Below are 24,774 nucleotides of genomic sequence, written 5' to 3'. Positions count from 1 at the left end.
ACTTCATATGTCCATTATAAGGGGTCCGACCACTGTCACCCCCCGAAATTTGTCGACTCTATCCCCCACTCTACCATATTTCTATACTCAAGGACTACCGGACTGCAGTTTGTCCCATCTCAGGGGCCAAGGACGACGGAGCAAAAACCTAACTCCCCACTGCTAGCATTACCCTCTTTTACTAGAGTCACCCTCGTTAACTTAATTTTTATTTTTGGTATTTACTATGCCATATACAAAGTGTATATTAAAAGTTATGAATGTTCATGAAACTGGAGGCTGGTTTAGTATTAGTATAGAAAATATCATCGAGATATCATCTTGGATTATTATGTTGATTCTACTTTGGAAATTTGTTCCCAAAGAGAAGATACGCCAAGCCCACGTCGCCTTTCTCATCATGCAAGCTTTCACCTGGTTCATTGGCTTCCTCGTTGTGGAATTAAAAATGATTGAATATCCCATTCGTTTCTTTGACTATGCTTCGCGAGCTTCCTTTACGTTTGAGTACTTCGTCTATCCTGCTATTTGCGTCATTTTTAATTTGCATTATCCTGAAGCAGCTTCCCTCCTGAAAAAAGTGCTATATTATCTTTCTTATATAGTGACACTCACCATCATTGAAATCGGTTTAGAAAAATACACGCTCCTCATTACGTATATAAGCTGGGATTGGCGTTGGACATTTATTTCCACAGCGCTAACGCTATTCTTATCACGCAAATATCTAAAATGGTTTTTTCAATAGCGTGCCTGTCACTCCCCGGATTTTGTCGAACAAAAAAAAGAACCATCACAACTGCAACGGCTCAAGGGTAAAAGAGAGAATAACCGCACCACAGAGGATGCATGCAGTTGAAAACACTTACACTAACTATATTAATCGTTTAATCATTCCTTGTTAACAACCACAGTCCAGATAGAGGAACACCTGTAAAAAAGATTACCCGAATGAAGCTCGGCGGGTTCTCCGGCAGATCGTAAACGGGGTAGGGACGCTTCAAGTACCCATCTGCCATCCTTCCCCATATGATACACACCAAGCCGCATCCGAAGCGATATAAAAAAAACCAGATGCCCCCACCATTCTGTAGTTGCTCCTCCCCTTAGGGGGCTCGGTTCCACACAAATCGAAGTAAGATCTCCTGGGCTTATCTGGCCCGAGGCAGGTCTTACTTTTTTTCAATAGACAGCATAGCAACAACAGCTAGAAACAGAGTGGCGATCAACATCCCAAACCCAATCAGTAGATTCAAAGCTTCATATACTGTCATCCTCTCACCCCCATCCGTAAAAAGGAAATGCCACATTTATTCGTACCTGCATTATAGCACACTTGCCCAAAAACAGGAACATACGTTCGTATTATTTCCTCACGCCGGACAGAAAAAAACCTGCGCCCAGCTGCACAGGTTTCTTTTGACGTTTCTTTTAGATCATCTTTTTACAGGCAAAATCACATCTACGATGGTCCCTTCATTGTTCTCACTTTTGATCTTTAATTCCCCATGGTGGGACTCTATAATTTTATAGCTCACCATGAGCCCTAGACCTGTACCCTTGTCCTTTGTCGTATAAAAAGGTTCCCCTAGCTTTTCCATGCGTTCCGCGGGAATACCAGAACCTTGATCAATAAACTGAATGACTACCTTGTCAAGTCCTAGCCTTTGAACTCTAATTTCAACGATCCCCCCGTAGGGTGTTGCTTCGATCGCGTTTTTCAAAATGTTAATGCAGACTTGCTTAATCTGATTTTCCTCACATTCAATCACGGGAATATCCGATGGATACGCCAAAGTGATTTGCACATGGTTTAAAATAGCTTCCGATTCAAGCAAACCGATGACATTTTGCAAGATGATCGACAGATCTTTTTGTTCAAAATTCACCACCTGTGGCTTGGCCAGGAGCAAAAATTCACTCACAATGAAATTAATTCGATCCAACTCAGATAGCATGATTTCAAAGTACCTTTGCTGCTCATGATCTTGCTTTTGAAGCAATTGGACAAAGCCTCTAAGGGATGTTAATGGATTTCTAATCTCATGAGCCACACCCGCAGCTAACTCACCCACGACAGCCAACTTATCCGATTTGCGCAACAGCTCTTCCGTCTTTATTCTATCGGTTATATCAAGTAAAGTACCAATGATAGCAGGCTTTCCATTATAAAGGGTTGCCGTTCCGTGGACTTCCAAGTTAATGATACGACCGTCTTTTCTTACCCCTCGATAAAAGTAGCGAAGAGTTTTCACTTCACCAGAAATGCGTCTGCGTATGTTTTCAGTCACAAGAGGTTTATCTTCAGGAAAAACCAATTCCATAACATCCATGTTTAAAATTTCCTCTTGGGTATAGCCAAAGATTTCGGCATAACGAGGGTTGATGTAGGAAAATTGACCATCTTGGTATAAATAGACGCCAACCAATGCTTCCTCAACCAGGCTCCGATACTTGATTTCAGCTTCAGTTAGGGATCCTTCCACTTGTTTAACCTTGTTTACTAGTCGAGCAATCAGAATATAAAGTAGCCAAGCTGTTACAAAAATAAACAGTAAGGCTTTTAACACCCCCATGATGTAAAATTCCTTTATATCTTTAGCAAAAATAAGCAACACTTGATCGGTCACGAGTACCCATATCCCAGCCGTTAGCAAATAGATTAAAATAATCTTAATCACAGGCCATTTTTCTTTTAGTTTCATACTCTCCCTAACTCCTCTAACCCTATTCAACTCGCCTCTAACATTATCCGATAAAAAACAATTTCATTCCACTACCACTTGCAACCAATCCAAATCTTGGTTAAAATGCAGTCCACCACTCGTAGACCATACTCATCATGTATAAAGCACCTAGTGAAGGCTCTTAGCCTATCCTTATACATGTAATTCCCAACAAGGGAAAAACTAGGGAAAAAGCCCCAAAAGGTGGAGCGTATTATGGAAAGCGAACAAATAAAAAAACTGGATGAAATAGGCAAGTTATATGAAAAAGCCTCCAAGTTAACCATTGACTACTGGCAAAGTTATTCAAGCTTCAATACCTGGCAGTTTTGGTTCCTTCTAAGCCTTTTGGTTTTACCTTTAGTAGCGTTGTACTTTTTTCTCGACAGAAAAAAGGCTTTTCATATTGGATTTTATGGCTATAGTGTCCATATGCTTTTTCATTACATAGACACCTATTTTTACACTAATCGACTAGCGAATTACCCTTACAAAGTAATCCCCTTTCTGCCAACCAGTCTAACATTGGATACTGCCTTTATTCCTGTATCCTTTATGCTTCTTTACCAATGGACATTAAACAAAAATAAAAATTACTATTTATACGCAACGGGACTCTGCCTTTTCTTATCCTTTCTGTTTAAACCTGCCTTGGTAGCCTATGGGTTATTTAAGATGTATAAATGGGTCAATTACTTCCACTTATTCCTCGGTTATTTGACCGTCGCTTTACTTTCGAAATGGATAACCAACGTTTTTCTGTACTTTCAAAAGGAAGCGCAAGCTTCAGAGCCACGAGATGAGGTGAAAGCACCCCGAGAACGAAGGTTTTTTCTAAGCCGATTGTTCTCCTTTAGGAAAAAGGCTAGATAGAGCACTCCCAGCAGCCAGCACAACAAAAACACCCGATTCCTTATGGAACCGGGTGTCTTCGACAAACTTCGAGCAAATTCGGGGAGTGACAGGCACCCACTGTTAAAAACGTAGGTTCGGCCTATACTCTATTCTCTTTTGTAAGAACTTAAAGAGAGTCACAGCTGACTCCGCACGGGTCATCGACTGCGCAGGGTTAAACTTACCATCAAAGCCGTTCATGATGCCGATTCCGCTGACGATGGCAACAGCCCCCTTGGCCTTTATCGCACTTTCATCACTATAAGCCAGCTTGAACATGGCTGGGTTCTCCGCCAACTTGGCATAACCCAGAGCCTTAACGATAACAGACGCGGCATCCTCACGGTTCATCTTCTCGTCTGGACGGAAGTTTCCGCCTTTATCCAATACGCCTCGCTCTACGGCCCACTCTATCGCAATCGAGCTCTTATGCGTTGATGGAACATCACCGAACGACGGCTGGGCTGGCGTTTGGCCCGGATAGTAGTATCTTCTATAGTTTCCATCAATCACGCCCATCAACATCTCCACGAACTCTCCACGGGTAAGCTGCTCGTTCGGAGCTAGCTTTCCATCCTTCACTTCCAACACACCAGCTTCCGCCAAATACGTGAGCCCTTTTTCCGCCCAATGCCCTTGGATATCTTGAATCGCGGGTTTTTCCCCTTTAGATACGACCTCTTCTCCGGTCTTTAAGCTCAACCATTTTCCCGTCGCAGCATCAAGGTAGATCGGTTCGCTCTGGCCTTCGCGAGTGATGCGGTAGACCAAACGAGCCTCTAGAGGCTGCTCTTCTGCACCAACCGGCCTACCGTAGCGATACAAATCCTCCATAATCACCTGATACTCTAACACCACATTTACATCCTTCATAAAGGTATCCTTGGCTTGAGCGGGCTCTACCACTTGACCAACCTCAGGTAGCTTCAAGTTCCAATCCCAGTTCTGGCGATACTCCACCACCTCGCCCGTGTCAGCCGATACCGCGACAGAGACATTATGGAACGGAACGGCAATCCCGCCTAAACGGCGCTCCAGATTAAAGCGGTAGAACGGATTATAAGCGGTTGGTTCCTCTTGTGCTACCGGATACAGATAAAGCTGGTGCAGCTTGTCTTTACTCTGCTCCCGAACAAAGGCCAAGGCCTTTTCTTGTGCTTGCTCTGTCGTAACCGCGAACGTCTTTTTCTCAGGTGCAGCGGATGCGCTATCAATTCCCTGTGAAGCCTTTTCTCTTAAATACGAAGAGATATCAAAGTAGATCACTTCCCCAGTCTCCGCATCGATGCTTCCGCCTTGCCAGCCCATCCCGGATCTTGGCGTATGGTACTCGAAGTGGAACGTCCAGGTCTTACGTCCAAACATCTCCTCTGAACGAACCGTAGATACATTCACTTCCTTCGGAATTTGAACGAATTGCTCGATCTTCTTCATCGCCTGTTCCTGCGTAAGTGGAGCGGCTAGCTTCGGCAGCGGATCCGCTTGCTTCGTTTCCGCCAGTTTAACTAGGTCTTGATCCTTCGGGATGGGCTTTCCACGATAATCAATCGCCTCTCCCGTCTTGGCATCCAGCATATGCAGATACGGAGATGGCTGATAGCCCACATACACCTTCGGCTGTTCGCTAGATTGACTAGGTACTGGGTACGGATAATACCCTTCAATCTGATAGGCCAGCTTCATATCGAGAGAGTCAGCCAACCTTTTCAGGATCTCGTCTTTGCTCAACACACCCTGAGCAGCGGCAAAGGTCACATTGCTCATCGAATTATAGTAAACGTAACGAATTTTTCCATCTCCACTAATCTGAATCGACAACTGGTTGTTGGAAAACGGAATGCCGTTCACTTGCTCAACAAAGGCAACCTGATAACTATCATGGGGTGAACGAATCACCTTGCCCCAATCCTCACCCTCACGCGGATTGTACTTGAGGTTTCCGAGATGCTCCGCGAAGTGCTTCTTGACAAAATCATTCGCAATCTTCACCGCATCCTCGTACTTCACCTTCGGCGGCAGGGCAGCTTCCTGCTCCCCCTCCACGTGACGCGAATAACGGCGAATCACTCCCGTATCGGCATCAACCGCTACATCCACATGGGAAAATTGTGGACCACGCTTCATCCAGTTGATTTCCCAGACATTTTGATTTTGATAAGGGCCCATTCGGTCCGTCCGGCGAGAAACATTCGGTTCATCAAAACCCGCCAAATCCCCTGCAATCCCTTTCGCAATTTCAAGAGCCTTCTCGCGAGAGATCTTCGCTTCTTGAAGCGGGGTGGTTTCCGCCTGCGCTTGGGTTGAACCGACTTGCTGAGTCACCGTCGTCACTGTTTCTGCCCCTGCAGCAACAGGAATTGCTGTCACCATCAAAGATGCCGCCAATGTAGAATAAAGCAGTCGAGACCAGATTGGATTTTTCCTCATAATTCCTCCTCTGAAACCTTTTATATTTTTGTCGCAAATATCCCCAACATACCCTTAGACGAAAGAAGGTGGTAAAAGGTTACAGTTTTTCGTAAAGATTTTCCAAAAAGATTATAGCCTTTATAACTCAGTCTTATAAACTTTGCCACTTCCCGCCGTCGAAATTTCCCGGAAAATGATGAACCTCACCATGTCTAATCAGAACATCGCCGAGCAGTTATCCACATACTGTGGATAAATATGTGCATAACCCTGTGAATACCATGTTAATACGCTGTGGAAAAAACCAAGAGAGTTCTCACCTCTCGAAAATCTTTGGAGTACGACTTCAACCTCTGGCATTCACTTCTATGGATTTCGCTTCTTACGCCTGTTATAATAAATTGTGTAATCGCTTACAATATATTACTATACAACATAAAAAAAAGGCAGTCCCAAAACAAAGGATCTGCCATTACTCTGTAAATTGTGCCAAATAATCCAATGAAACACCGTAACCTTCCGCAATCTTTACCATAATCGTAAACGAAATATGGACGCGCTGTCCCTTCTCTATATAGTTCACATACTGCTTAGAGATTCCGATTAATTTTGCCGCATCCTCTACCGACAGTTGCTTCTCTAGCCTTAGGCGTCTTAGCTCATTTGCTAATTTCATACTTCATTCCTTTAAATTAGGTTTATGGTATACATTATAGCATGAATAACGTTTGAATAATATGATCTTTTTTATGATAGTTTGAGAACTAAATTAAGACAACAGTTGTTGTTTTCGACATGTAGACGTGAGATAATATGTCATTATGAAGATGAGGGAATAAAGCCGTGTTTACCATTCAATCCGTTTCTCAACTCAGCGGGATCCCAGCCAGAACGATTCGCACATGGGAGACTCGGTATCAAGCCATTTCTCCACAACGTACGGAGCGGGGTTATCGCATTTATTCCGAACAGGATATTCAGGATCTCAAATGGCTGCGCGATCAGGTTCAACGGAAAGGGACAAGCATCAAGCTCGCGGTCGAAATGTTACACAAGAGAAAACAGAACTCCCTCCCGTTGCGTTCAGACGAATTGGTCCAGCCATTGGTGGATTTACTTCTTCAATTGGATTCCCATGCTTCGAACAGACTATTGGACTTATACTTTTCCCAATTCGATTATGAGTATGTCTTCCATGATATTATGGCTCCAGCACTCATCCGGATTGGCGACCAATGGGAACATGGCTTGGTGTCCGAGTCAGAAGAACACTTTGCTACCAATCTCTTGATCCATCGGTTCTATCAATATTTTCGGATCTTTGATGTGAACCCTTCTCTTCCCAAAATTCTTTGCTTCTGCCCTGAAGGAGAGACCCATCAGATCGGACTTCTTCTCTTTGCCCTATTCTTGAGAAAGCAAGGAGTGGACACCATCTTTTTGGGGGCTGGCACCCCGTATAACGGGGGATTGAAGCAGATTATGAAAAAGAAGGACATTGAATGGTTGGCCATTTCGGTTACGATGAGTACTGTAGACCCAATTTCTCAACTAATTGATGCGATTTCAACTGATTTTCCAGCGGTTAAATACATTTTAGGTGGTCAGGGATTATTGCATGCTCCTGAAACCATACAGAAGTGGATAATTGGCGAAACCAAACTGGAGTGGATGGAATGGTTTAACAGCCAATTTGGCGAGAGGTGAAGATGGGATGAAAAATGAAACAACCGATATTAGAGAACTTATTTCCTTAAAGGAACAACTGAAAGACCAGGTAGTCAATCATAAATTAACATGGCAAGAACGAATTGAGCTATATAGTCATATCCAGATCCTTAACGAAAAGATCAATACCATGAAAAATGAATAAAAACAGAAGAAAGTAAAACCACCATCGAGGTTTTACTTTCGATCCTTAAAGTTACACACATCCTGTGTATAACCCTGTGTATAACTATGTGGGTAATACCTCGTAACTTGTATATAAGTTGTGAATAACTGCTTTTAGAATACAACCCAAGCATTCGGCAGCCATCTTCCCCGTTCATCATCATTGCTCGATGACGTCAGAATCTTTTCCTTCGTCACCATCATGGAAGAAGTCCCTCCATCCAATGCCATGGCATTCACCGCCCCGAATTCCTCCATGAGGTTCGCCATATCCGTCATCGAAGCTCCTAAGCTGTGCGTCGGCTGCCGTCCATCGATCACGATAAAGATAATAGCCCCCTCCTTGGTTTGGCCCATGGCCGTTCGAGGGGCAATGCCCCAACTGGTCGCTTCTTTTCCCGTGAAAAGGTTTTCGCCGTTAACGATGAGCTGTGGCTTAAACGATACCGCGTCTCGAACCTTCATTTCTTTTACGAGTTGTTCAGCCGAATAATTCCCCGTAATCAGTTTTCCGTCAAAGGTAAGACCAACGACCGTTTCTCCTTTTCCCGTGGCAGCACTTAAGATCTTCCCATCCTGGATGACCAAACCCGAAGGCGTTTCCCCGTATCCCATCCAGTTCGGATCATAAAAACCACTCGCATTCACAGCAGCCAAAGCCCCCGTGCGTTCCACAAACTCACTGATAAACTCCCCTCTCGGAAGCCCTTTACCCGAACGCTTGGTCCCCGTGGTCTGAACCAAATGCACTCGACTCGGATCATGCACAATCAAAGCGTGGCCTTTAAAGTAATGAACACCGCTGACTTTCCTCTCGACCGGAATAATTTCGATCGGTTCTTTCGGCGCATGTTTTTGCGTTGGCGGCTTAGCCTCTGTGGTCGGCGAGTCCCCTGTTGTGGAATTCTCCATCTCCGGATTCGCCATATCTTGGCGAAGCTCTTCTAGCTTTTTCTCCGGGATTAAGGTGTACTTTGCCCAGTGATGGTGCTGGGTCACAAGCAAACTGCCGGCCAACCAGAGTCTAGCGTTATAAGAAGCGAAGTAGCCCCCTGCGAGGATGGCGATGACGATCAACCCTAGCAGCCAGACCTTCCCTTTCGATTTTTGTTTCGTTCGTCTCGTAGACTTTACTCTTGATAACTCCACTGTTCCCTACTCCCTTAAACTATGATCTCTACTATAGACGATAGTTAGGGGTAAAAAGTTACACTTGAGGTGGGGTCGCTCCTTGTAATGATTACGGGTTTGGAACCAAGTTAGCGGGTTTCGTGAGCATCCCCCCTACTCCCATTCCTGCCCAAAACTGGCTACACGCCCACACCCGTTCTAGCTTCCCACATATAGTGTAATGTCAAAATCCATCGATGAAAGGCGTGTATCCATGTATTACTCACATTATGTCGATATGAGCCGGCTGAAAAGAGAAACCTTAGCTACGGTTAGTCCCTGGGTGCAGTATGGACTGCGCGAAGCCCAATACACCTCGGTTCACCATGCCATGACGGAAATTGCCGCTATTGCCTACTTGATTGGCAGAGGCTATGACCCCAGAGTCGCCCATCAAATCGTCGAATCCTGGGAAGTCAGCGAAACCTTTTATCGTATGTAAGACTTGCCGTGCGTACCAGCAAGTCCCGTCCATCCAAGACTATAGAAGGCGAGGAGAGGAGGTTTTGTCGCCTTCTTGTATATCCTATTCTTGGATTGCCAACTTTGTATAGACAAAAAACACATGAAAAAAGCCCTTCATTTCCTGAAGGGCTATCATCCTTTATAAACGGCTCTCCCAATACTTCAGATGCTGGAAAGGATTGACGGGAGTGAAGCCATTGGCAATATCATAGATTCCTACATGCAGGTGGGCCACAAACTGGCCGGATGTTCCCTCAGGTCCATATCCCGTATCTCCCACGTAGCCGATAAGCTGGCCCTTGGTGATGCGGGTGCCTACCTCTACATTCGAAGCATAGCGCGACAGATGGGCATAATAAAGAGCATATTTACCATCAGGCGTACGAACAGTTAGACGCCATCCGCCTAGGGTGTTCCATCCTTTATTCGTGACCACGCCGTCATAGGCGCTATAAATCGGAGTACCTTTCTCCGCAATCACATCGACCCCTTCATGCTTTCTGGTCGGATTTCCCATCGAGTCAAAGCCACGTCCATCCCCATAGTTGTCATCGAATGGGGTGTACGAACCTTTTCGCAAAGGGAATTGCCCATCAGCCAGATAAGTTGGAGCTTTCACCGCTTCAGCAGTCTTCTGTGGAATTTGCACGGTTAGGCCAGGGTACAGATTCATCGGATTAACGGTAGGGTTAGCCGCTACGATATCGTTATAGGGAACACCAAATCGTTGAGCGAGAGTCCAAAAGGTATCGCCGGATTGGATGATGTATGTAGTGGTAGTTGCCTTTGTTGTCGGCGTGGATGTTGATGTTGGCGCTGAAGTGCCTGGAATATTCAACACCAGACCCGCGTAGACATTGTTTGGTTGTACATTTGGATTTGCATCTATTAATTGCTGCAATTCTACTTTTAATTTTTGAGAAATAGTCCAAAAGGTTTCCCCTGCTAGAACCGTATAAGTCGTGGAGGCAATAGGAAGCTTAATCACCAACCCCGCATAGAGGTTATTTGGATTTTGATCCGGGTTGGCCGCTATGAGCTGATTCATATCTAGCTTAAACTTTTGCGAGAGGGTCCAGAAGGTTTCGCCGCTTTGAATGGTATAGTTGGTCAAACTCTGGGCGCCCGTGCCATTCACGCCTACCCCTAGCAACGCAAAAGATAACGCCAAACTTAATACAAGTCTCTTTTTCATGTTGTCCTCCTCATGTTGTCTGAGATCTAGTAAGAAAAACTTCTATTGAAGCCATTTCGAAGATGTAGTATCCATCATTAGTGGAAGTTTTTCATGCCGATAGGAAATTAGTTTCACTTTAACAATTTAAAGTAACATTATAATTTCCTATGCGGTAAGTGGAAGTGGAAGTCTATTACTCTCTCAATTATAAAATAAAATAATAGGAAAAAACATAAAAAAAAAGAAATTTATTTAACAATTGTAAGCTATGGATTTTATTTACATTAAACTCCTCTTTCTGGAAAAGATACTAAATGTCAATGAAGGAGGATCGATTAATGATGAAATTTACGAAAGCTTATTTGTTCCTGTTTCTTCTTCTGCCCTTGCTCACGGTCACTGTGCATGCTCAAGAATCGGAGCTACCTTCGGCTCCCATCTATATCGACAACAAACCCATCTCAACGAAATATCTTATCCGAAACGGACATCTACTCGTACCCGCCATTTTTCTAAAGCATACGGGAGCCTTCGTCGACTGGAATGAAACCCATCGTGCCGTCGTCGTCCATACTAAGGATAAGATGTTCTCCATGCCGATGGGGAAAAAGTACACAGATGACTTTATCCGAGCCACGAACACATGGAAACGCAATCCGCTATCCATTGAAACGGTCGATTTTAACGGGGTACCGTATGTCCCTCTCGTGGATGTCGCAGAAAAGCTCAACATGGACGTAAGATACGATGCCGCCCAGTCGCGCACGCATATCACCACCCACATTCCAGGGGTGCAAAATCGGCTTGACCGTGCCAAAACGTCCCAGAAGCTTGTCGCCTTAACCTTTGATGACGGACCTGAAGCCCGTTATACCCCAAGAATTTTAGATGCGCTCAAAAAGAAAGCCGCTCCCGCCACGTTTTTCGTGATGGGAAAGCAAGTCCAATCGTATCCTGAGATTATGAAACGAATCGTGACCGAAGGACATGGCATCGGCAACCATACTTGGGGTCACCCGAATCTCGCCAAAACCTGGTCGGCACAAGTCAAAGAAGAAATTCGCCGCACCCAAAACGAACTGCAACGAGTCACCGGCAGAAAGTCCGACCTCTTCCGTCCCCCTTTTGGCGAGTTGACCAAATCGGATCTCCTCATCTTGCATGAGCTAGGGATGAAAACCATCATGTGGTCCGTCGACACCTTGGACTGGAGCGGCTTATCCGCCGAGGAAATCGTCGACGTCGTCGAGCGGGAGATTACTCCAGGCGGGATCGTCCTGCAGCATAACTTTCAGTACGGGAACGAGGGGCTCTTGGAAGGAACCGTAGCAGCCATCCCCAAAATTGTGGATGAGCTGCGGGCGCGGGGATATACGTTTGTGACAGTGCAGACTTTGTTGGAGAGTCAGAGATAAACAAATCCCCTTCCTTTATCACCATAAGGAAGGGGATTTATCATTAAGGATACACAACCGATGGCAGCCACAGTGCTATTCCTGGAACCAAAACCAATAAGATGAGGGTAATCAAGGATAAAAGGACAAACGGAACGGCAGCCCGTGACAGGGTAGCGATTGGCATATTCATAATCGTCGATCCCACAAAAATGTTGAGTCCAAAGGGAGGGGTAAACATGCCAATCGCGCAATTCACGGTAATGAGCACCCCTAACAGTACAGGATCGATTCCTGCATTGTGAGCGATAGGGACCAGTAACGGCGCCAAAATGATGATCAAAGAAGAGCCATCTAAGAACATGCCGCCAATTAAAAAGGCGAGGTTGATCATCAGCAGGATGATCATGGGGTTGGAACTGATACTAGAAACCATGTGCGCTACATCGCGCCCTACACCATCCGTCGTGATGACCCAGGAGAAAATGGAGGCAGTGGCGATGATGATCATCACTTGCGCGGAAACCTTGCATGAATCTAGAATAATCTCGCCTATCTTCTCTGCATTCGCTTCGCGATAAATGAAAAAGGTCACCACAAGGGCATAGATTACTGAAACGCCCGCAGCCTCTGTCGGGGTAAAGATTCCTCCGTAAATCCCACCCAGGATAATAACGGGAACCCCTAGGCCCCATGAAGCTTCTTTAATCGTCTTCCACACATCCTGAAAGGTAGGCTTGACCGTTTCATTCGCAATGTCAAACTGACGCGACTTCCATAAGATATACACTCCGATCACAAGAGCAAACAGCAACCCTGCCCCGATCCCCGCCATAAACAAGCTCCCAACCGATACCCCGGTTACCGCACCATAAATGATCATCGTAACACTGGGCGGAATAATAATCCCGAGGGATCCTGAGGAAACGATCAACCCGCCAGCAAAGCCCTTCGGGTAATTTTGGGCCATAAGCTTAGGGAACAGTGGCTTTCCGACGGAAGCCACGGTAGCAGGACTCGATCCGGACACCGCACCAAAAAACATGCTCGCCATAACCGTCGTGAGGGCTAATCCTCCTCGAGTTCGGCCAACCATTAAGTTTGCCAGCTTTACAATTCGATCGGCCATTCCTCCTGCAGCCATAATGTTGGCAGCAAAGATGAAAAAAGGAATAGCCATGAGAGAAAACTTATCGATTCCCGCAAAGATCCGCTGTACGCTGACTTCCAATGGAATGGTGCTGAACAGCATCAAGGATAGAAGTGCGGAGAATCCCAATGCGATATAGATTGGTACCCCTAAAGCAATGAGCAGGACACCTACGACAAGAAGAGACGATGCCATTTATACTTCCCCCCTTACGAGCAGTCGACCATCTAGATAAAATCGATGCATATATCTCAAGGCGGTTAGCAATGAACCAATGGGGATGGCAAGGTAGGGTATATAAGACGGAATTTGGAGAGCAGGCGTGTTGGACATCGTGAGCTTCTCAATCACTCCTGCACTATAAACGACAAGGGCAAAGGAAAACACGATACCGATCAGATAAATCATAAGATTCATCACCACCTTGATTTTCTCCGGACATTGCTTGATAAAAGCATCCATGGATAAATGCTCTCCGGAGAGCACGAGACTACTTCCTCCGATAAAGATGTTCCAAATGATTAGATAACGAACCAATTCCTCAGAGCCGACCACCCCACTATTAAAAAAATACCGGAGAATCACATTAAGGAAGATGACAAACGAAGCAATCAGCAAACTGGCTATCAGGAAATAATTAATCAGCTTTGAAAGTAGTGCATCCACCTTATCCAAAAAAATCCCTCCACTATTTTCAAAAGGCCTCTAGTGAGGCCTTTTGATCCGTTACTTTATTTGTTAAACGTAGCAATCGTTTGGGCTGCCTGATCTAATAGTTCTTTACCGATGACGTCTGCATATTTTTCATGCACCGGCTTGGCGGCCTCCATGAATTGTTGGGTTTGTTCCTCCGTAAACTCATTCACCGTAGTTCCCGAATCCTTGATGGTTTGGATGTACTTCGCCTCGTTTTCTACCACAGCCTCCCGCTCCACCTTAGCCGCTTCTTTGGCGGCGGTCTTCAGGGCATCTTGTATTTCAGGGGAGAGACTATCAAACCACCCTTTGCTAAATACCACGGCATAGCCCAGGTAGGAATGGTTGGATAGGGTCACATATTTTTGAACTTCATAGAATTTCATGGTTGTAATCGTGGAAAGCGGGTTCTCATGACCATCTACCACCTTCTGCTGCAACGCGTTATAGACCTCTGGGAAGGAGATCGGCACCGGGTTAGCTCCGAAGGTTCTGTAGGTATCGATAATCAGAGGGCTTTCCATCGTTCTAAATTTCAAGCCAGAAAGATCACTTGGCCCCTCGATGGGATTATTGGAGGTAAATTGCTTAAATCCACTTTCAAAATACGCAGCACCTACTAGATTGGTTGATGCTAACGTAGAAAGAATTTCTTCTCCGACTTCACCATCGAGAAGATGGTACACACTTTCGCGAGTAGGAAATAAGAAAGGCAGGTCAATCATCTGGAAAGCAGGGGATAGATTACTCAACACTGCTGTGGTAATCATTCCACTGTGGATTCCCCCGGTTTGGATCATTTCCATAACTTCCTTTTCAGATCCTAATTGGGCGGCTGGGTAGATCTCCACCTTCACTTGCCCTTGCGTCTTTTCTTCCACCAGCTTTTGGAACTCTAGAGCACCGATATGCTGCGGTGTTTCCTCACGCAATTCATGGGCGAATTTAATGACCACGGGATCGGCGGCGGGGCTTCCTTGTGCAGGCTGAGGCTCCGTATTGGCTTGCTGTGCGCTATTCCCACATCCGGATACGATCAGCGCGGTTAAAAACATGGAGATAAGAAGCTTTTTCATTTTTTCCCCCTTAAATTTTCGTCCTGTATACTCAAAATGTTACCAAGTACCCTCCTTTAGGATCTATGGCGAATCGGACAAAAGTCTTTTCTCATTTCCGTCCATAAAGACAAAAGAGGATCGGCCATGCCGATCCCCACATCCAACTTAATACCGATTATTCTTATTTCTTTCGATGAATTCTTTCAGATTAATCCCTTCGCTGCCTGGAATGTACGGCGCCTTAAACTCCTCCAGTTTGCCAAACGGAGCCGTAGCATCCAATCCCATCTTGTCACTCGTGCGCTCAGCCGGCGCGGAAGGATCTAACGTCGGACTATACATGTTCGGCAACACAATCAGATCGGAACTCGCCTGAAAACGGGTATTGATCGCCCACTCCACTTCCATCGGGTTAAATACGTCAATATCCTCATCCACGACGACCACATATTTCGCCCCAATGGGACTAGCGAGCAAGGCCGTAATTAAATTCCTGGCCTCTGCATGATGTCTCTTCTTAATGGATACCACGATATGGTGACGGATGGTTCCGCCCGGCGTGACATTAATCGCCTTGACCTCTGGACAAACTTTATAGGCCTCTTGATATGCCAGTGCTGTAACGGCCGCTTGCATCATCCAATGATTCTCGGTCATTGGCATTCCGGTGAGGGCATTCGTATAGATTGGATTTTTCCGCATGGTAATGGCCGTCACCTTCAGAATTGGTGCGTCTTTCACTGGACTATACGTGCCTGGATACTCTCCGAACGGGCCGTCTGGTACTCGTTCGTGGGGAATTGTCACCCCTTCAATCACGATTTCGGTAAACGCAGGCACCTCCACGTCAATCGTTTTGCATTTCACCATCGGAACAGAAGATCCCATGAGCCCCCCTGCCACTGCAAATTCATCCACTCCTAGCGGAACTCTCGCTTGGGAGGCAATCGATAGAGCCGGTGCGTTACCAATCGCCGTCACAATTTCCGTTCCCCTGTTGTCATCCTCATTACGCTGGATAATACGACCGAGATGTCTTCCCGGAGGGGCATAGACTGACAAGGTATCTTTCCCCAACAAAAGCATGCGATGAATGGATACATTTCGTACGCCGGTATCCGGATGCTTGGCAATCTGCAATCCAGCTGTAACATAAGCCCCTCCGTCTTTCTCGTAATGGGTCAAGATCGGAAGCTTATAAAGATCAATATCGTCCCCCGTCCAGACGATCTCCTGGCACGGAGCCTCATCCTCCACGGTAGCCTCGATTAATTCCTCTTCCTTTTTCATGTAGTAGTGGATGAAGTCCTTCGGCTCCACGTTAAAAGCTTGGGCCACTCGTCTTTCAGCGGAAAACAAACCGCTCAAAACTGGATAGCTATAGCCCTTTACATTGGTGAAAAGCAGCGCAGGACCTTGCACATCCGATGTTTGTCTTGTTAAGGCCACAATTTCATATTCCGCGGAAACCTCGTCATTAACGACCACGAGGTCATCTTGGTCCTGTAAAAATCTCAAGTAATCTCTTAAGTCCTGCCAAGCCATTCGTTAATCCCCCTTTATATTCTTATCCCGCTATGCGGGTACATCACTCTCTGATTTTACGATCACCTTGTTAATCACCAGCATGACAGCCAGAACCGCTAACCCTATCAGGTCGGTGTAAAGGGATGGATGAAGCATGAGAACTGAAGTCAAAAATAGGACTCCTCGCGAAGCCATCCCCAGCGTGCGGCCCAACCAGCCAATGATCGATGATGAGATTAAGAAACAGCCTAAAAGAGCGCTTAGGAGAGCTCCTGCAATGCTATACCACTCTCCCTGCATCAAGAGAGCAGGACTGTAGATAAACATGTACGGAATGATAAACGCGACAATTGCCAATCGAAACGAGGTAAATCCTGTTTTCATGGGGGGTGAACCCGCGATTCCTGCCGCCGCAAAAGCCGATAGGGCCACGGGCGGTGTAATCGTCGATAGGCAACCGAAATAGAGAATGAATAGATGAGCCGCCATATCCGGTACTCCCATCGAAATCAAAGCTGGGCCTCCCAGGACCGCTAGAATGAGATAGGCAGCCGATGTCGGCAATCCCATTCCTAAGACGATCGACACGATCATCGTGATCACTAGAGCAAGAAAGACATTGTTGTTGGATAGGGAAACAATCAAGGTTGATAATTTCAGCCCTAGTCCACTTAGGGAAACCACACCAATAATAATCCCAGCGCACGCGGTAGCCGCTGTAACCGTTAACGCAGAAGAAGCCGCATCATACATGGACTCCAAAATGACTTTAGGATTAAAAGGAATGTTCCTCTTCACTAGACCGATGACCACCACCGATACGATAGCGTAGAAAGCAGCCTTCATCGGGCTTGCCCCTGTAAACAGCAGGTAAATGATGATGAGCAAGGGCAAGAAATAGAGAAATCCTTCTCTCAATGTCTCCTTTAGCCTAGGAAGATTCTTTTCATTCAAAAGGGTAACTTTTTCTTTTTTCGCTTCCATATAGACAGCAAAAGCCACAGCGATAAAATATAAAAGAGCCGGGATGGTTGCAGCAATCGCAATATCGATGTAAGGGATCCCGAGCAATTCCGCCATGAGAAACACCGCAGCCCCCATGACCGGAGGGAGCAATTGTCCGCCATTGGAAGCCACAGCTTCCACAGCCCCTGCAAAATGCGGCTTATACCCCGTTTTTTTCATCAGCGGAATAGTGAATGTCCCGGTTGTAACCACATTGGCCACCCCACTCCCCGAGATGGATCCCATCATGGCACTTGAAGCCACCGAAGCCAGAGCAGGCCCTCCCGTAACCCTTCCCGTAGCAGCCAAAGCCAAGTTGACAAAGAAGGTTCCTGCCCCTGTTTTATTCAGAAAACTTCCAAACAAAATAAATAAAAAGATAAAGGTAGCCGATACGCCTAACGCAACACCATAAATCCCATCGGTCGTGAGGTACATAAAGGTGAAGAAACGCTTCGCGGTGACTCCGTTATGCCCTAGCAAGCCCGGGATCCATTTCCCTAGAAAGGCGTAAAGAATAAACGCAAGCGTAATAAGAGGCAAGACCCAGCCCATGGTTCGTCTCGTTGCCTCTAGCAAGATCGCCACAGCGATAACACCTAAGACAACATCCGTCGTGTTGAAATTCCCGTAGCGCGAGATAATCGACTCATAACCGAGTATGAGGTAGGCACCCGTTGCCACCGCTAGAATGACCAAGATGCCATTAAAGAACGCCTTTCGTTTCACCGCCGTTTCGCTCGTGGAGATGCCTAAAAGAAAAATCATCACAGAAACAATCATCCAATGGACCGATCTCTGGATCTGCCCTGGAAAAACGCCAAAGAATGCTGTGTATAAATGAAAAACGGCTAGAAACACAGCCAACATCTTTATCGCATGAGAAGCGAACTGCGGAATATTTGTCATGGCAGACCACCACCTTTTATGGGAGGTTCACAATTCCTTTCTCCTCAAAATATTTTTTCGCGCCTGGATGCATCGGAATTGGAATCTGATTCGCTGTTTCTAAGGCAATATGCTTGGCCACAGCGTGGAAGCCATGAACCTTGTCGAGATTATCGTAGATACTCTTCGTAAATTCGTACGCGGCTTCTTCAGAAACCTCTTCGTTAGCAATAATCATGGTTGGCAAGGACAGCGTCACCACATCCGTGGTTTGGCCCTTGTAGGTTTCCGCTCCAATGGTAGCCTCCCCGTAGTACTTGAACTGATCCATCAGCTTTGCCCTAACTTGGTCATCAATGGATAGAAGCCTGATGTTTTTCGTAGCCGATAAGTCTAGGACTTGTGAATTCGGATGGGCACTCATGACAAATAGGGCATCGGCATTCCCATCCTTTAGAGCGTCCGCTCCTTCCGCAAAGCTGATGGTAAGTCCTTTAATATCCCCTTCCTTGATGCCGTACTCCGCTAATACCTGCCAGCCCATGAGCGCCGAGGAAGAAGCAGGTGGGCCTACCACTACTTTTTTGCCTTTTAGATCGCTCATGGACTCAATACCGGAATCCGCTAGAACGACGACTTGCAAGGTACTTGGATATAGGTTAAACATGCCCAGGATCTTTTGCTTCCCTTCGGACTCGAAGGGACCTTGCCCATTAAACCCGTGAAAGGCCGCGTCATTGTTGACAAAGCCAAATTGATTGGTATTGGAGTTGACTAGCCGGACGTTTTCTAAGCCGCCAGATGTCACTTCTGCGGACATTTCCATATTGTTGTCTTGCTCATTTACTACATTAGCTAATCCGCCTCCTACCGGGTACCAAGCACCTCCCGTACCTCCTGTAGCCAAGGAAACACGTGTGACTGGGGTGTTGGAAGCTGCCTTTGGCGCCTCTTGTCCTTGTTGAGAACTTTCTGACTTTGGGGTAGAGGCTTGTTCGTTGGTACCGCAACCTGTCAATGCAACCGACAAAGAAAGCAAGGCCATACCAAACACTTTTTTCAACATTGTTATACCACTCCTTCTCCCTATTAATTGGACCTCAAACGTTAACTTTAGTAACACCGTCCCCCTTTTCATTTATCTTAAGAAACTATTCTACTTGGCCAAGAAATTAACCTTTGTCATTACAGACAAGAAGTAACCCCAAAGTTTTGTCTTATTCGCTAATTGTGTAAAGTTTTCTAACATGTAATTATAGTAGTAACAAACAACAGGGGGGAAATGGAATGAGACTCATTGTAGGGATCACAGGAGCGACAGGGGCTATTTACGGCATACACGTACTGGAAGCGCTTAAGGCATGCGGCGTGGAAACCCATTTGATTCTAAGCACGTGGGCTGAAACGACAATTAAATTAGAAACTGATTACTCGATAGAAGACGTTAAAAGGCTGGCTTCCAACGTCTACTCTTCGTCAAACTTAGCCGCCTCCGTTTCCAGCGGTTCATTCCGCACCGATGGCATGATCATCGCCCCTTGCAGCATGAAGACCTTATCCGGAATCGCCCACGGCTATGCGGATAACCTCATCGTCCGAGCGGCAGATGTCATCTTAAAAGAGAAGCGTAAGTTAGTTCTTCTCACACGCGAGGCTCCATTAAATGAAATTCACTTGGAGAATATGCTGAAGCTCTCTAGAATGGGATCGATCATCCTTCCGCCTATGCCGGCCTTTTACAATCACCCCAAAAGCATTGAGGATATCATCAAGCATACGGTGGCCCGCACCCTGGACCAGTTTGACATTGAAAATAGCTTAACGAAACGATGGTTGGAAAAATAACAGGCCAATAGACGGATTTTCTCCGTCTATTCCTACAAAAAACCACAAAAAAGGATGCCCCCAAAGGAACACCCTCCAATTTACTACTTATTCCACATGTCACGCCAGTCCATTAACCCGAACGTTTTCTTGAATGTGCTGTAATCCAGGTCTAAAATGGCGCAATACCTCTCTACTTCCTCGAAGAAAGAGTTGTTCGCTCCCTCATTAATAGGCAGATCTCGACTTTCGGAATACAAATTAACGAGCTCGGATAGTTTGTGAAATACGGCGACCTTCTCTGAACTATTCATGTGATTATCCCTCCGATAAAAGTGTTATTGAGATGCAAAATATCGATTGACCAATTCATCAATCTCTTGACTAATGACAAGCACTTCATCACTAGTCAACCCGAATTCTAATCCGACCTTATGCATTAACTCTCTTTTTTCTTCAATCTCTTGCAAGAGATCCGTTAACGGTACTAACATAGCTTGTTCCTTTTACTCTGTAATAGCTAAGCCGTCATGGCAATGACGGCTGAACCGGCAATAACAAGGGCCATCGTTAGCCATAAAGTCCGGGACAATTCTTCCTGTCCTTTGAGAAACAGGGCACTCAGCAGCACCGTAATCACCGGTTCCGTGCCGGCTATGACCCCAGCATAGGTGACTTGGGTTAAGCTTGCAGATAGGAAAAAAAGAAAAGGACCGAGGCTCGTCATAACGCCTGCAGCTAAAAAATAACGGTTGCCGAAATCATAAATGGGCTTATCTCCCCTTAATTGACCCCGCAACGCCTTATAGATTAAGTAAAATATCAAGGAAGCCAAGGCCCCCATGAACGCCCCATAAAAGATGTCATCTAAAATCAATAGCCCCTGCTTGCGAACCCCTTGACCCACCCCAAAGCCCAAAGCGGAGATAATTGCCAAGGCATAGCCCAGCCATTGTCTATGGACTCCTTTGGTTGATTGATCATGCTGTCGAAAGAGGTACCAGCCTTGCAAGCCAAGTCCAGCTATCAATAACGCAATCCCATAAAGGGAGGGGAGGTTAATCGTTTCATTCAGAATGAACAGGGCAAACAGCAAGGTGAAAATGGGAGACCCATTCTTAATGGCCGAAGAGCGTGAGGGCCCTAAGATGGGAATACTGGCAAAAGCCGTGAGTCTTCCAAGACCGGTCGTCAGCATTCCCGCCAAGATAAAGATGAACGTTGCCGTCCAAGAGATTTGAAAAACAAATCCCTTTACACCTAAGGCAATAAGAAAGAGTAAGCCTAAAAGCACCGTGTTAATCATTACACAGGTGAGAAATCCAATCTCAGCCCCTTCGTCATCCTTAATACCCTTTTTAATTAAAATATTTGCACTCGCAAATGAGAACGCACTTAAAAATGCTACCAAGATCCCCAATGGGTTCTCCTCCGTCTCCCGTACACTTCCATTAATCCTGTCTATCTGTCGTACGCTGGACCTCTACTTTTCCAATGAGATCATTGATATCTTCGATGCCGTATAATTCCATATACTGCTTGATCTCTTCCAAAATATCGATCATCGCCGTGGGATTGATGAAGCTTGCCGTCCCTACCTGAACCGCGGTAGCACCAGCAAGGATCATTTCAATGGCATCTTCCCCCGTGCTTACGCCCCCGCAACCGACGATTGGCAGCTTTGTTACCTGATGGACCTGATAAATCATGCGGACGATAATGGGCTTTACCGCAGGACCCGATAACCCTCCCATGACATTTCCGATTTTAGGCTTGCGAGAATGGATATCGATGGACATCGCCAGAATGGTATTGGCTACATTAATGCCATCCGCTCCCGCCTCATCGCAAGCTAAGGCAATATCCTGGATTCTCGTTACATTGGGAGTGAGCTTCGGGATAAGGGGAAGATCCGTAACCTCTTTGACCCGTTTAATAAGCTTATACGTTACCTCGGCGTCCATCCCAAAGGCCAATCCATTCCCCTTAAGATTCGGGCAGGAGATATTCAGTTCAAACGCTTTGACGACATCTTCTTTCCCGATGATTTCGCACATTTCAACGAATTCATCAATAGAATCCGCGGAAATGCTTGAGATCAAAGGAGTCGTGTATTTCCGGTAATTCGGGATGGTTTTCTGCAGGTAGTAGTCCAGACCTTTGCTTTGGATTCCAATCGAGTTAATCATCCCGGCTGGTGTCTCGCATACGCGCGGCGTGGCATTTCCTTTCCTCGGAAACTTTGTAATACTCTTAGGAACAACCGCTCCCAATTGGTTAAAGTCCATAATCGCTTCCATGTCTTCACCGAAGGCTCCGGAAGCCGGCATCACCGGATTCTGTAGACTAAGCTTGCCGATCTTGACGTTTAAATTCAACTGAGTAATCATGTCAGCACAACCCTTTCCAACGGGAATACTGGACCTTCCTTGCAGACCCGCACCGTTTGCGTTGTATTTTCTCCGTCCTTCAAGTCACAAACACAGGCGAAACATACTCCCATGGCACAACCCATATGCTCCTCCAGTGCAATCTGTGAAGGAATCTGATGTTTGGCGGTAACATCTTGCAACAATTTAGACAGTCTTTTGGAACCGCACGTAAACGCCGCATCGACTTTATGCCGAGATAGGATCGTATCAATCAAAGCTTCCACATTCCCGACCTGGCTGGTTCCTTCCTCATCTGTTACTTTATACACTTCTGCCCCGAAGCCCTGAAGCGTCTCGGTGGCTAATAAATCATTCTGGGATCTGGCACTTAGAATGGCTACGCATTGAATACCTTTCTCACTCGCTTCTTGAGCTAGAGCTGCTAGGGTTGCAATCCCCACCCCTCGGGCTAAGAGGAGGATTTTTCCCCACTCTTCTTTTAGGCTGAAGGACGTTCCTAAAGGTCCAAACACATCAGCCTCTTGACCGGCTTGGATTTCGGTCATCCGTTTTGTACCCAAACCCTTGACCAGGTAAAGAAATTCTAAGGTTTCGTTTTCCTGATTAATCCGATAGATACTGAAGGGGCGTCTGAGAAAAGGATAGTAGTCCTCCGTGCAGCGAATATTGAAAAATTGGCCCGCCTTCACTTGCTTCGCCAATCCTGGAGCATCAACCACCATATGCCAGTAACGACGGCTCACTTGCTCATTGGATAATACTTTCAATTTTACGGCTTTCACGATATCCTCCCCATCCTATCCTGTTGTTTAGCTACTGCCCACTTCATAATTTCTTCCTGCAAAACTAAGATTCCCACCTCAATATCCTTCAAACTGGCATGCTCTTCCGGATGATGACTTACCCCATCTTTGCAAGGGATAAAAATTAAACCCGTCGGGCAAAGCTTTGCCATATTCATCGCATCATGCCCTGCACCGCTTAGCATCTTGTGATAGGGAATGCCTAGTGTGGTGCAGGTTTGCTCGAGCGAAGCTGCCACATTAGTGTCCAGCTCCACTGGCTCCTCCTTGCACAGCAATTCCCAAGAACAAGTCAAGCCTCTATCTTTTTTCAGGATTTCGAAATATCCAATGATTCCTGCCAGTACCCGGTCCTTGGAAGTACTAGATGAGCTGCGGATATCAATTTTCAGTTCTGCCCGATCTGCAATGACGTTCATGGCTCCCGGCTTGATCTCACAGCAGCCCACCGTGGCAACCGTTCCACATGCGGCTTCGCTTTTGGCCAATCGTTCCACCTCTAAGGCGAGCTGAGCCATTCCCAGCAGCGCATCCTGGCGCAGATCCATCGGGGTCGTACCCGAGTGAGATGCTTTCCCTTGCACCACCACCTTTAATCTTGTGGGGGCTGCGATAGAGTGCACAAGCCCAATCGTTTTTTTCATAGACTCCAAAAGGGGACCCTGCTCGATGTGCAATTCGAAAAATGCCTTATAGGTGCTCTTGCTCTGTGCAGCTAGATGGATACGATCCATATCTAACTGGCAACCAGCCATGGCCTCACGCAAGGTTATCCCTTCCATATCGTTCAAGCTCTCAATCAATTCTTTCTTCACTACACCGGCCATTGCTTTGCTTCCAATCGTGGCGACCCCAAATCGGGACGATTCTTCACAAGCAAAAGCGATGATTTCAATGGGATGCAAGGTCTGAATTCCTTGATCATTTAAGCTGCGAACCACCTCTAGCCCGGCTATCACTCCAAGGGTACCGTCATATTTCCCGCCAGAGATCACGGTATCTAAGTGTGAACCGCAAGCCACTGCAGGCAAATTGGGGTTGAGCCCTTCCCGGCGTGCGATCACATTTCCTGCTGCATCCGAGCGAACCGACATCCCGGCCTCTTTACATAACCGAATGAAATGTTTGGTTGCCGACTGCTCCGCTTCCGAGTAGGCCAGCCGGGTCACTCCGTGGTCTAAAGCACCATACTGATTGATATCGGCAAGGGTTTGTTTGATCCGATTCAGATTCATGTCTACCTCCGACTCCAAAGATTTGCCTTTATTATACAGAGGGACAAGGCACTTTCTCTTCGTCGGA

Annotated in this window: 25 protein-coding genes; 7 read left to right on the top strand and 18 right to left on the bottom strand. The window is 46.2% G+C overall.

What is annotated here, in order from left to right; translation table 11 throughout:
- Positions 1–331 precede the first annotated feature (331 nt).
- Positions 332–748, top strand: a complete 417-nt coding sequence (locus tag EIZ58_RS21180) for a CBO0543 family protein (protein WP_240689264.1) — start codon at positions 332–334, stop codon at positions 746–748.
- A gap of 424 nt (positions 749–1,172) precedes the next feature.
- Here the strand turns inward: EIZ58_RS21180 and EIZ58_RS34530 are convergent, their stop codons facing one another.
- Entirely contained in the window at positions 1,173–1,274 is a 102-nt protein-coding gene (locus EIZ58_RS34530; RefSeq protein WP_240689262.1) for a putative holin-like toxin, read from the bottom strand.
- A 162-nt stretch (positions 1,275–1,436) separates the two neighbouring features.
- Positions 1,437–2,705, bottom strand: a complete 1,269-nt coding sequence (locus EIZ58_RS21175; protein ID WP_134702836.1) for a PAS domain S-box protein — start codon at positions 2,703–2,705, stop codon at positions 1,437–1,439.
- Positions 2,706–2,942: 237 nt separating this feature from the next.
- On the opposite strand from EIZ58_RS21175, the gene EIZ58_RS21170 reads away from it, so the two are divergent.
- A complete protein-coding gene (locus EIZ58_RS21170) occupies positions 2,943–3,599 on the top strand; it encodes a hypothetical protein (protein ID WP_134702835.1) in 657 nt (218 codons plus the stop codon).
- Between the two features lie 102 nt (positions 3,600–3,701).
- On the opposite strand, the gene EIZ58_RS21165 is transcribed toward EIZ58_RS21170, so the two are convergent.
- Positions 3,702–6,047 carry a YcdB/YcdC domain-containing protein gene (locus EIZ58_RS21165; RefSeq protein WP_134702834.1) on the bottom strand — a complete coding sequence of 782 codons (2,346 nt, stop codon included), beginning with the start codon at positions 6,045–6,047 and terminating at the stop codon, positions 3,702–3,704.
- A 454-nt stretch (positions 6,048–6,501) separates the two neighbouring features.
- Positions 6,502–6,705 carry a helix-turn-helix domain-containing protein gene (locus EIZ58_RS21160; protein ID WP_134702833.1) on the bottom strand — a complete coding sequence of 68 codons (204 nt, stop codon included), beginning with the start codon at positions 6,703–6,705 and terminating at the stop codon, positions 6,502–6,504.
- A 167-nt stretch (positions 6,706–6,872) separates the two neighbouring features.
- Here EIZ58_RS21160 and EIZ58_RS21155 point away from each other — a divergent pair, with 167 nt between their 5' ends.
- Both EIZ58_RS21155 and EIZ58_RS33655 read left to right on the top strand, forming a co-directional pair.
- The gene (locus EIZ58_RS21155) at positions 6,873–7,736 is read left to right on the top strand and encodes a MerR family transcriptional regulator (RefSeq protein ID WP_134702832.1); all 864 of its coding nucleotides are present in this window, start codon (positions 6,873–6,875) and stop codon (positions 7,734–7,736) included.
- A 7-nt stretch (positions 7,737–7,743) separates the two neighbouring features.
- Positions 7,744–7,902 (top strand): hypothetical protein, encoded by a 159-nt coding sequence (locus tag EIZ58_RS33655; protein ID WP_167577852.1) that lies wholly within the window; start codon positions 7,744–7,746, stop codon positions 7,900–7,902.
- A 134-nt stretch (positions 7,903–8,036) separates the two neighbouring features.
- Here the strand turns inward: EIZ58_RS33655 and EIZ58_RS21150 are convergent, their stop codons facing one another.
- The gene (locus tag EIZ58_RS21150) at positions 8,037–9,071 is read right to left on the bottom strand and encodes a phosphodiester glycosidase family protein (RefSeq protein WP_134702831.1); all 1,035 of its coding nucleotides are present in this window, start codon (positions 9,069–9,071) and stop codon (positions 8,037–8,039) included.
- Between the two features lie 235 nt (positions 9,072–9,306).
- Between EIZ58_RS21150 and EIZ58_RS21145 the strand changes: the two genes are divergently transcribed.
- Complete coding sequence (locus EIZ58_RS21145; protein ID WP_134702830.1) at positions 9,307–9,534, top strand: hypothetical protein; 228 nt, start codon at positions 9,307–9,309, stop codon at positions 9,532–9,534.
- Between the two features lie 162 nt (positions 9,535–9,696).
- On the opposite strand, the gene EIZ58_RS21140 is transcribed toward EIZ58_RS21145, so the two are convergent.
- The gene (locus EIZ58_RS21140; protein WP_134702829.1) at positions 9,697–10,752 is read right to left on the bottom strand and encodes a LysM peptidoglycan-binding domain-containing M23 family metallopeptidase; all 1,056 of its coding nucleotides are present in this window, start codon (positions 10,750–10,752) and stop codon (positions 9,697–9,699) included.
- A 320-nt stretch (positions 10,753–11,072) separates the two neighbouring features.
- On the opposite strand from EIZ58_RS21140, the gene EIZ58_RS21135 reads away from it, so the two are divergent.
- Positions 11,073–12,149 (top strand): polysaccharide deacetylase family protein, encoded by a 1,077-nt coding sequence (locus EIZ58_RS21135; protein WP_167577851.1) that lies wholly within the window; start codon positions 11,073–11,075, stop codon positions 12,147–12,149.
- Between the two features lie 43 nt (positions 12,150–12,192).
- On the opposite strand, the gene EIZ58_RS21130 is transcribed toward EIZ58_RS21135, so the two are convergent.
- The 6 genes from EIZ58_RS21130 to EIZ58_RS21105 form a co-directional block, all read right to left on the bottom strand.
- The gene (locus tag EIZ58_RS21130; protein ID WP_134702827.1) at positions 12,193–13,473 is read right to left on the bottom strand and encodes a TRAP transporter large permease; all 1,281 of its coding nucleotides are present in this window, start codon (positions 13,471–13,473) and stop codon (positions 12,193–12,195) included.
- Positions 13,474–13,944 (bottom strand): TRAP transporter small permease, encoded by a 471-nt coding sequence (locus EIZ58_RS21125; RefSeq protein ID WP_240689284.1) that lies wholly within the window; start codon positions 13,942–13,944, stop codon positions 13,474–13,476.
- Between the two features lie 65 nt (positions 13,945–14,009).
- On the bottom strand, positions 14,010–15,050 hold the full coding sequence (locus EIZ58_RS21120) for a TRAP transporter substrate-binding protein (protein ID WP_134702825.1): 1,041 nt from the start codon (positions 15,048–15,050) through the stop codon (positions 14,010–14,012).
- 147 nt (positions 15,051–15,197) lie between these two features.
- Positions 15,198–16,577: a UbiD family decarboxylase gene (locus EIZ58_RS21115; protein ID WP_134702824.1), complete on the bottom strand. Its 1,380-nt coding sequence runs from the start codon at positions 16,575–16,577 to the stop codon at positions 15,198–15,200.
- Between the two features lie 30 nt (positions 16,578–16,607).
- Entirely contained in the window at positions 16,608–18,473 is a 1,866-nt protein-coding gene (locus EIZ58_RS21110) for a TRAP transporter permease (RefSeq protein WP_134702823.1), read from the bottom strand.
- 16 nt (positions 18,474–18,489) lie between these two features.
- The gene (locus EIZ58_RS21105) at positions 18,490–19,518 is read right to left on the bottom strand and encodes a TAXI family TRAP transporter solute-binding subunit (protein WP_167577849.1); all 1,029 of its coding nucleotides are present in this window, start codon (positions 19,516–19,518) and stop codon (positions 18,490–18,492) included.
- Between the two features lie 221 nt (positions 19,519–19,739).
- Between EIZ58_RS21105 and EIZ58_RS21100 the strand changes: the two genes are divergently transcribed.
- Complete coding sequence (locus EIZ58_RS21100) at positions 19,740–20,297, top strand: non-oxidative hydroxyarylic acid decarboxylases subunit B (RefSeq protein ID WP_134702821.1); 558 nt, start codon at positions 19,740–19,742, stop codon at positions 20,295–20,297.
- A gap of 83 nt (positions 20,298–20,380) precedes the next feature.
- On the opposite strand, the gene EIZ58_RS21095 is transcribed toward EIZ58_RS21100, so the two are convergent.
- From EIZ58_RS21095 to EIZ58_RS21070, 6 genes are read right to left on the bottom strand one after another with little or no spacing between them, the layout of a single operon-like run.
- On the bottom strand, positions 20,381–20,590 hold the full coding sequence (locus EIZ58_RS21095; protein WP_134702820.1) for a hypothetical protein: 210 nt from the start codon (positions 20,588–20,590) through the stop codon (positions 20,381–20,383).
- 24 nt (positions 20,591–20,614) lie between these two features.
- Positions 20,615–20,770, bottom strand: coding sequence for an aspartyl-phosphate phosphatase Spo0E family protein (locus tag EIZ58_RS21090; RefSeq protein ID WP_134702819.1), 156 nt, complete (start codon positions 20,768–20,770; stop codon positions 20,615–20,617).
- A 26-nt stretch (positions 20,771–20,796) separates the two neighbouring features.
- On the bottom strand, positions 20,797–21,696 hold the full coding sequence (locus EIZ58_RS21085) for a DMT family transporter (RefSeq protein ID WP_134702818.1): 900 nt from the start codon (positions 21,694–21,696) through the stop codon (positions 20,797–20,799).
- A 31-nt stretch (positions 21,697–21,727) separates the two neighbouring features.
- A complete protein-coding gene (locus EIZ58_RS21080; protein WP_134702817.1) occupies positions 21,728–22,666 on the bottom strand; it encodes a dihydroorotate dehydrogenase in 939 nt (312 codons plus the stop codon).
- Complete coding sequence (locus EIZ58_RS21075) at positions 22,663–23,451, bottom strand: dihydroorotate dehydrogenase electron transfer subunit (RefSeq protein ID WP_240689260.1); 789 nt, start codon at positions 23,449–23,451, stop codon at positions 22,663–22,665. The genes EIZ58_RS21080 and EIZ58_RS21075 overlap by 4 nt, the downstream gene beginning before the upstream one ends.
- The gene (locus EIZ58_RS21070; RefSeq protein ID WP_240689258.1) at positions 23,448–24,725 is read right to left on the bottom strand and encodes a Zn-dependent hydrolase; all 1,278 of its coding nucleotides are present in this window, start codon (positions 24,723–24,725) and stop codon (positions 23,448–23,450) included. The genes EIZ58_RS21075 and EIZ58_RS21070 overlap by 4 nt, the downstream gene beginning before the upstream one ends.
- Positions 24,726–24,774: the final 49 nt, after the last annotated feature.

The sequence above is a fragment of the Ammoniphilus sp. YIM 78166 genome (genome assembly GCF_004522215.1).
GTDB lineage: Bacteria > Bacillota > Bacilli > Aneurinibacillales > RAOX-1 > YIM-78166.
Note: the sequence above shows the minus strand (reverse complement) of the source record. Positions and strands in the feature narration are given on the sequence as shown.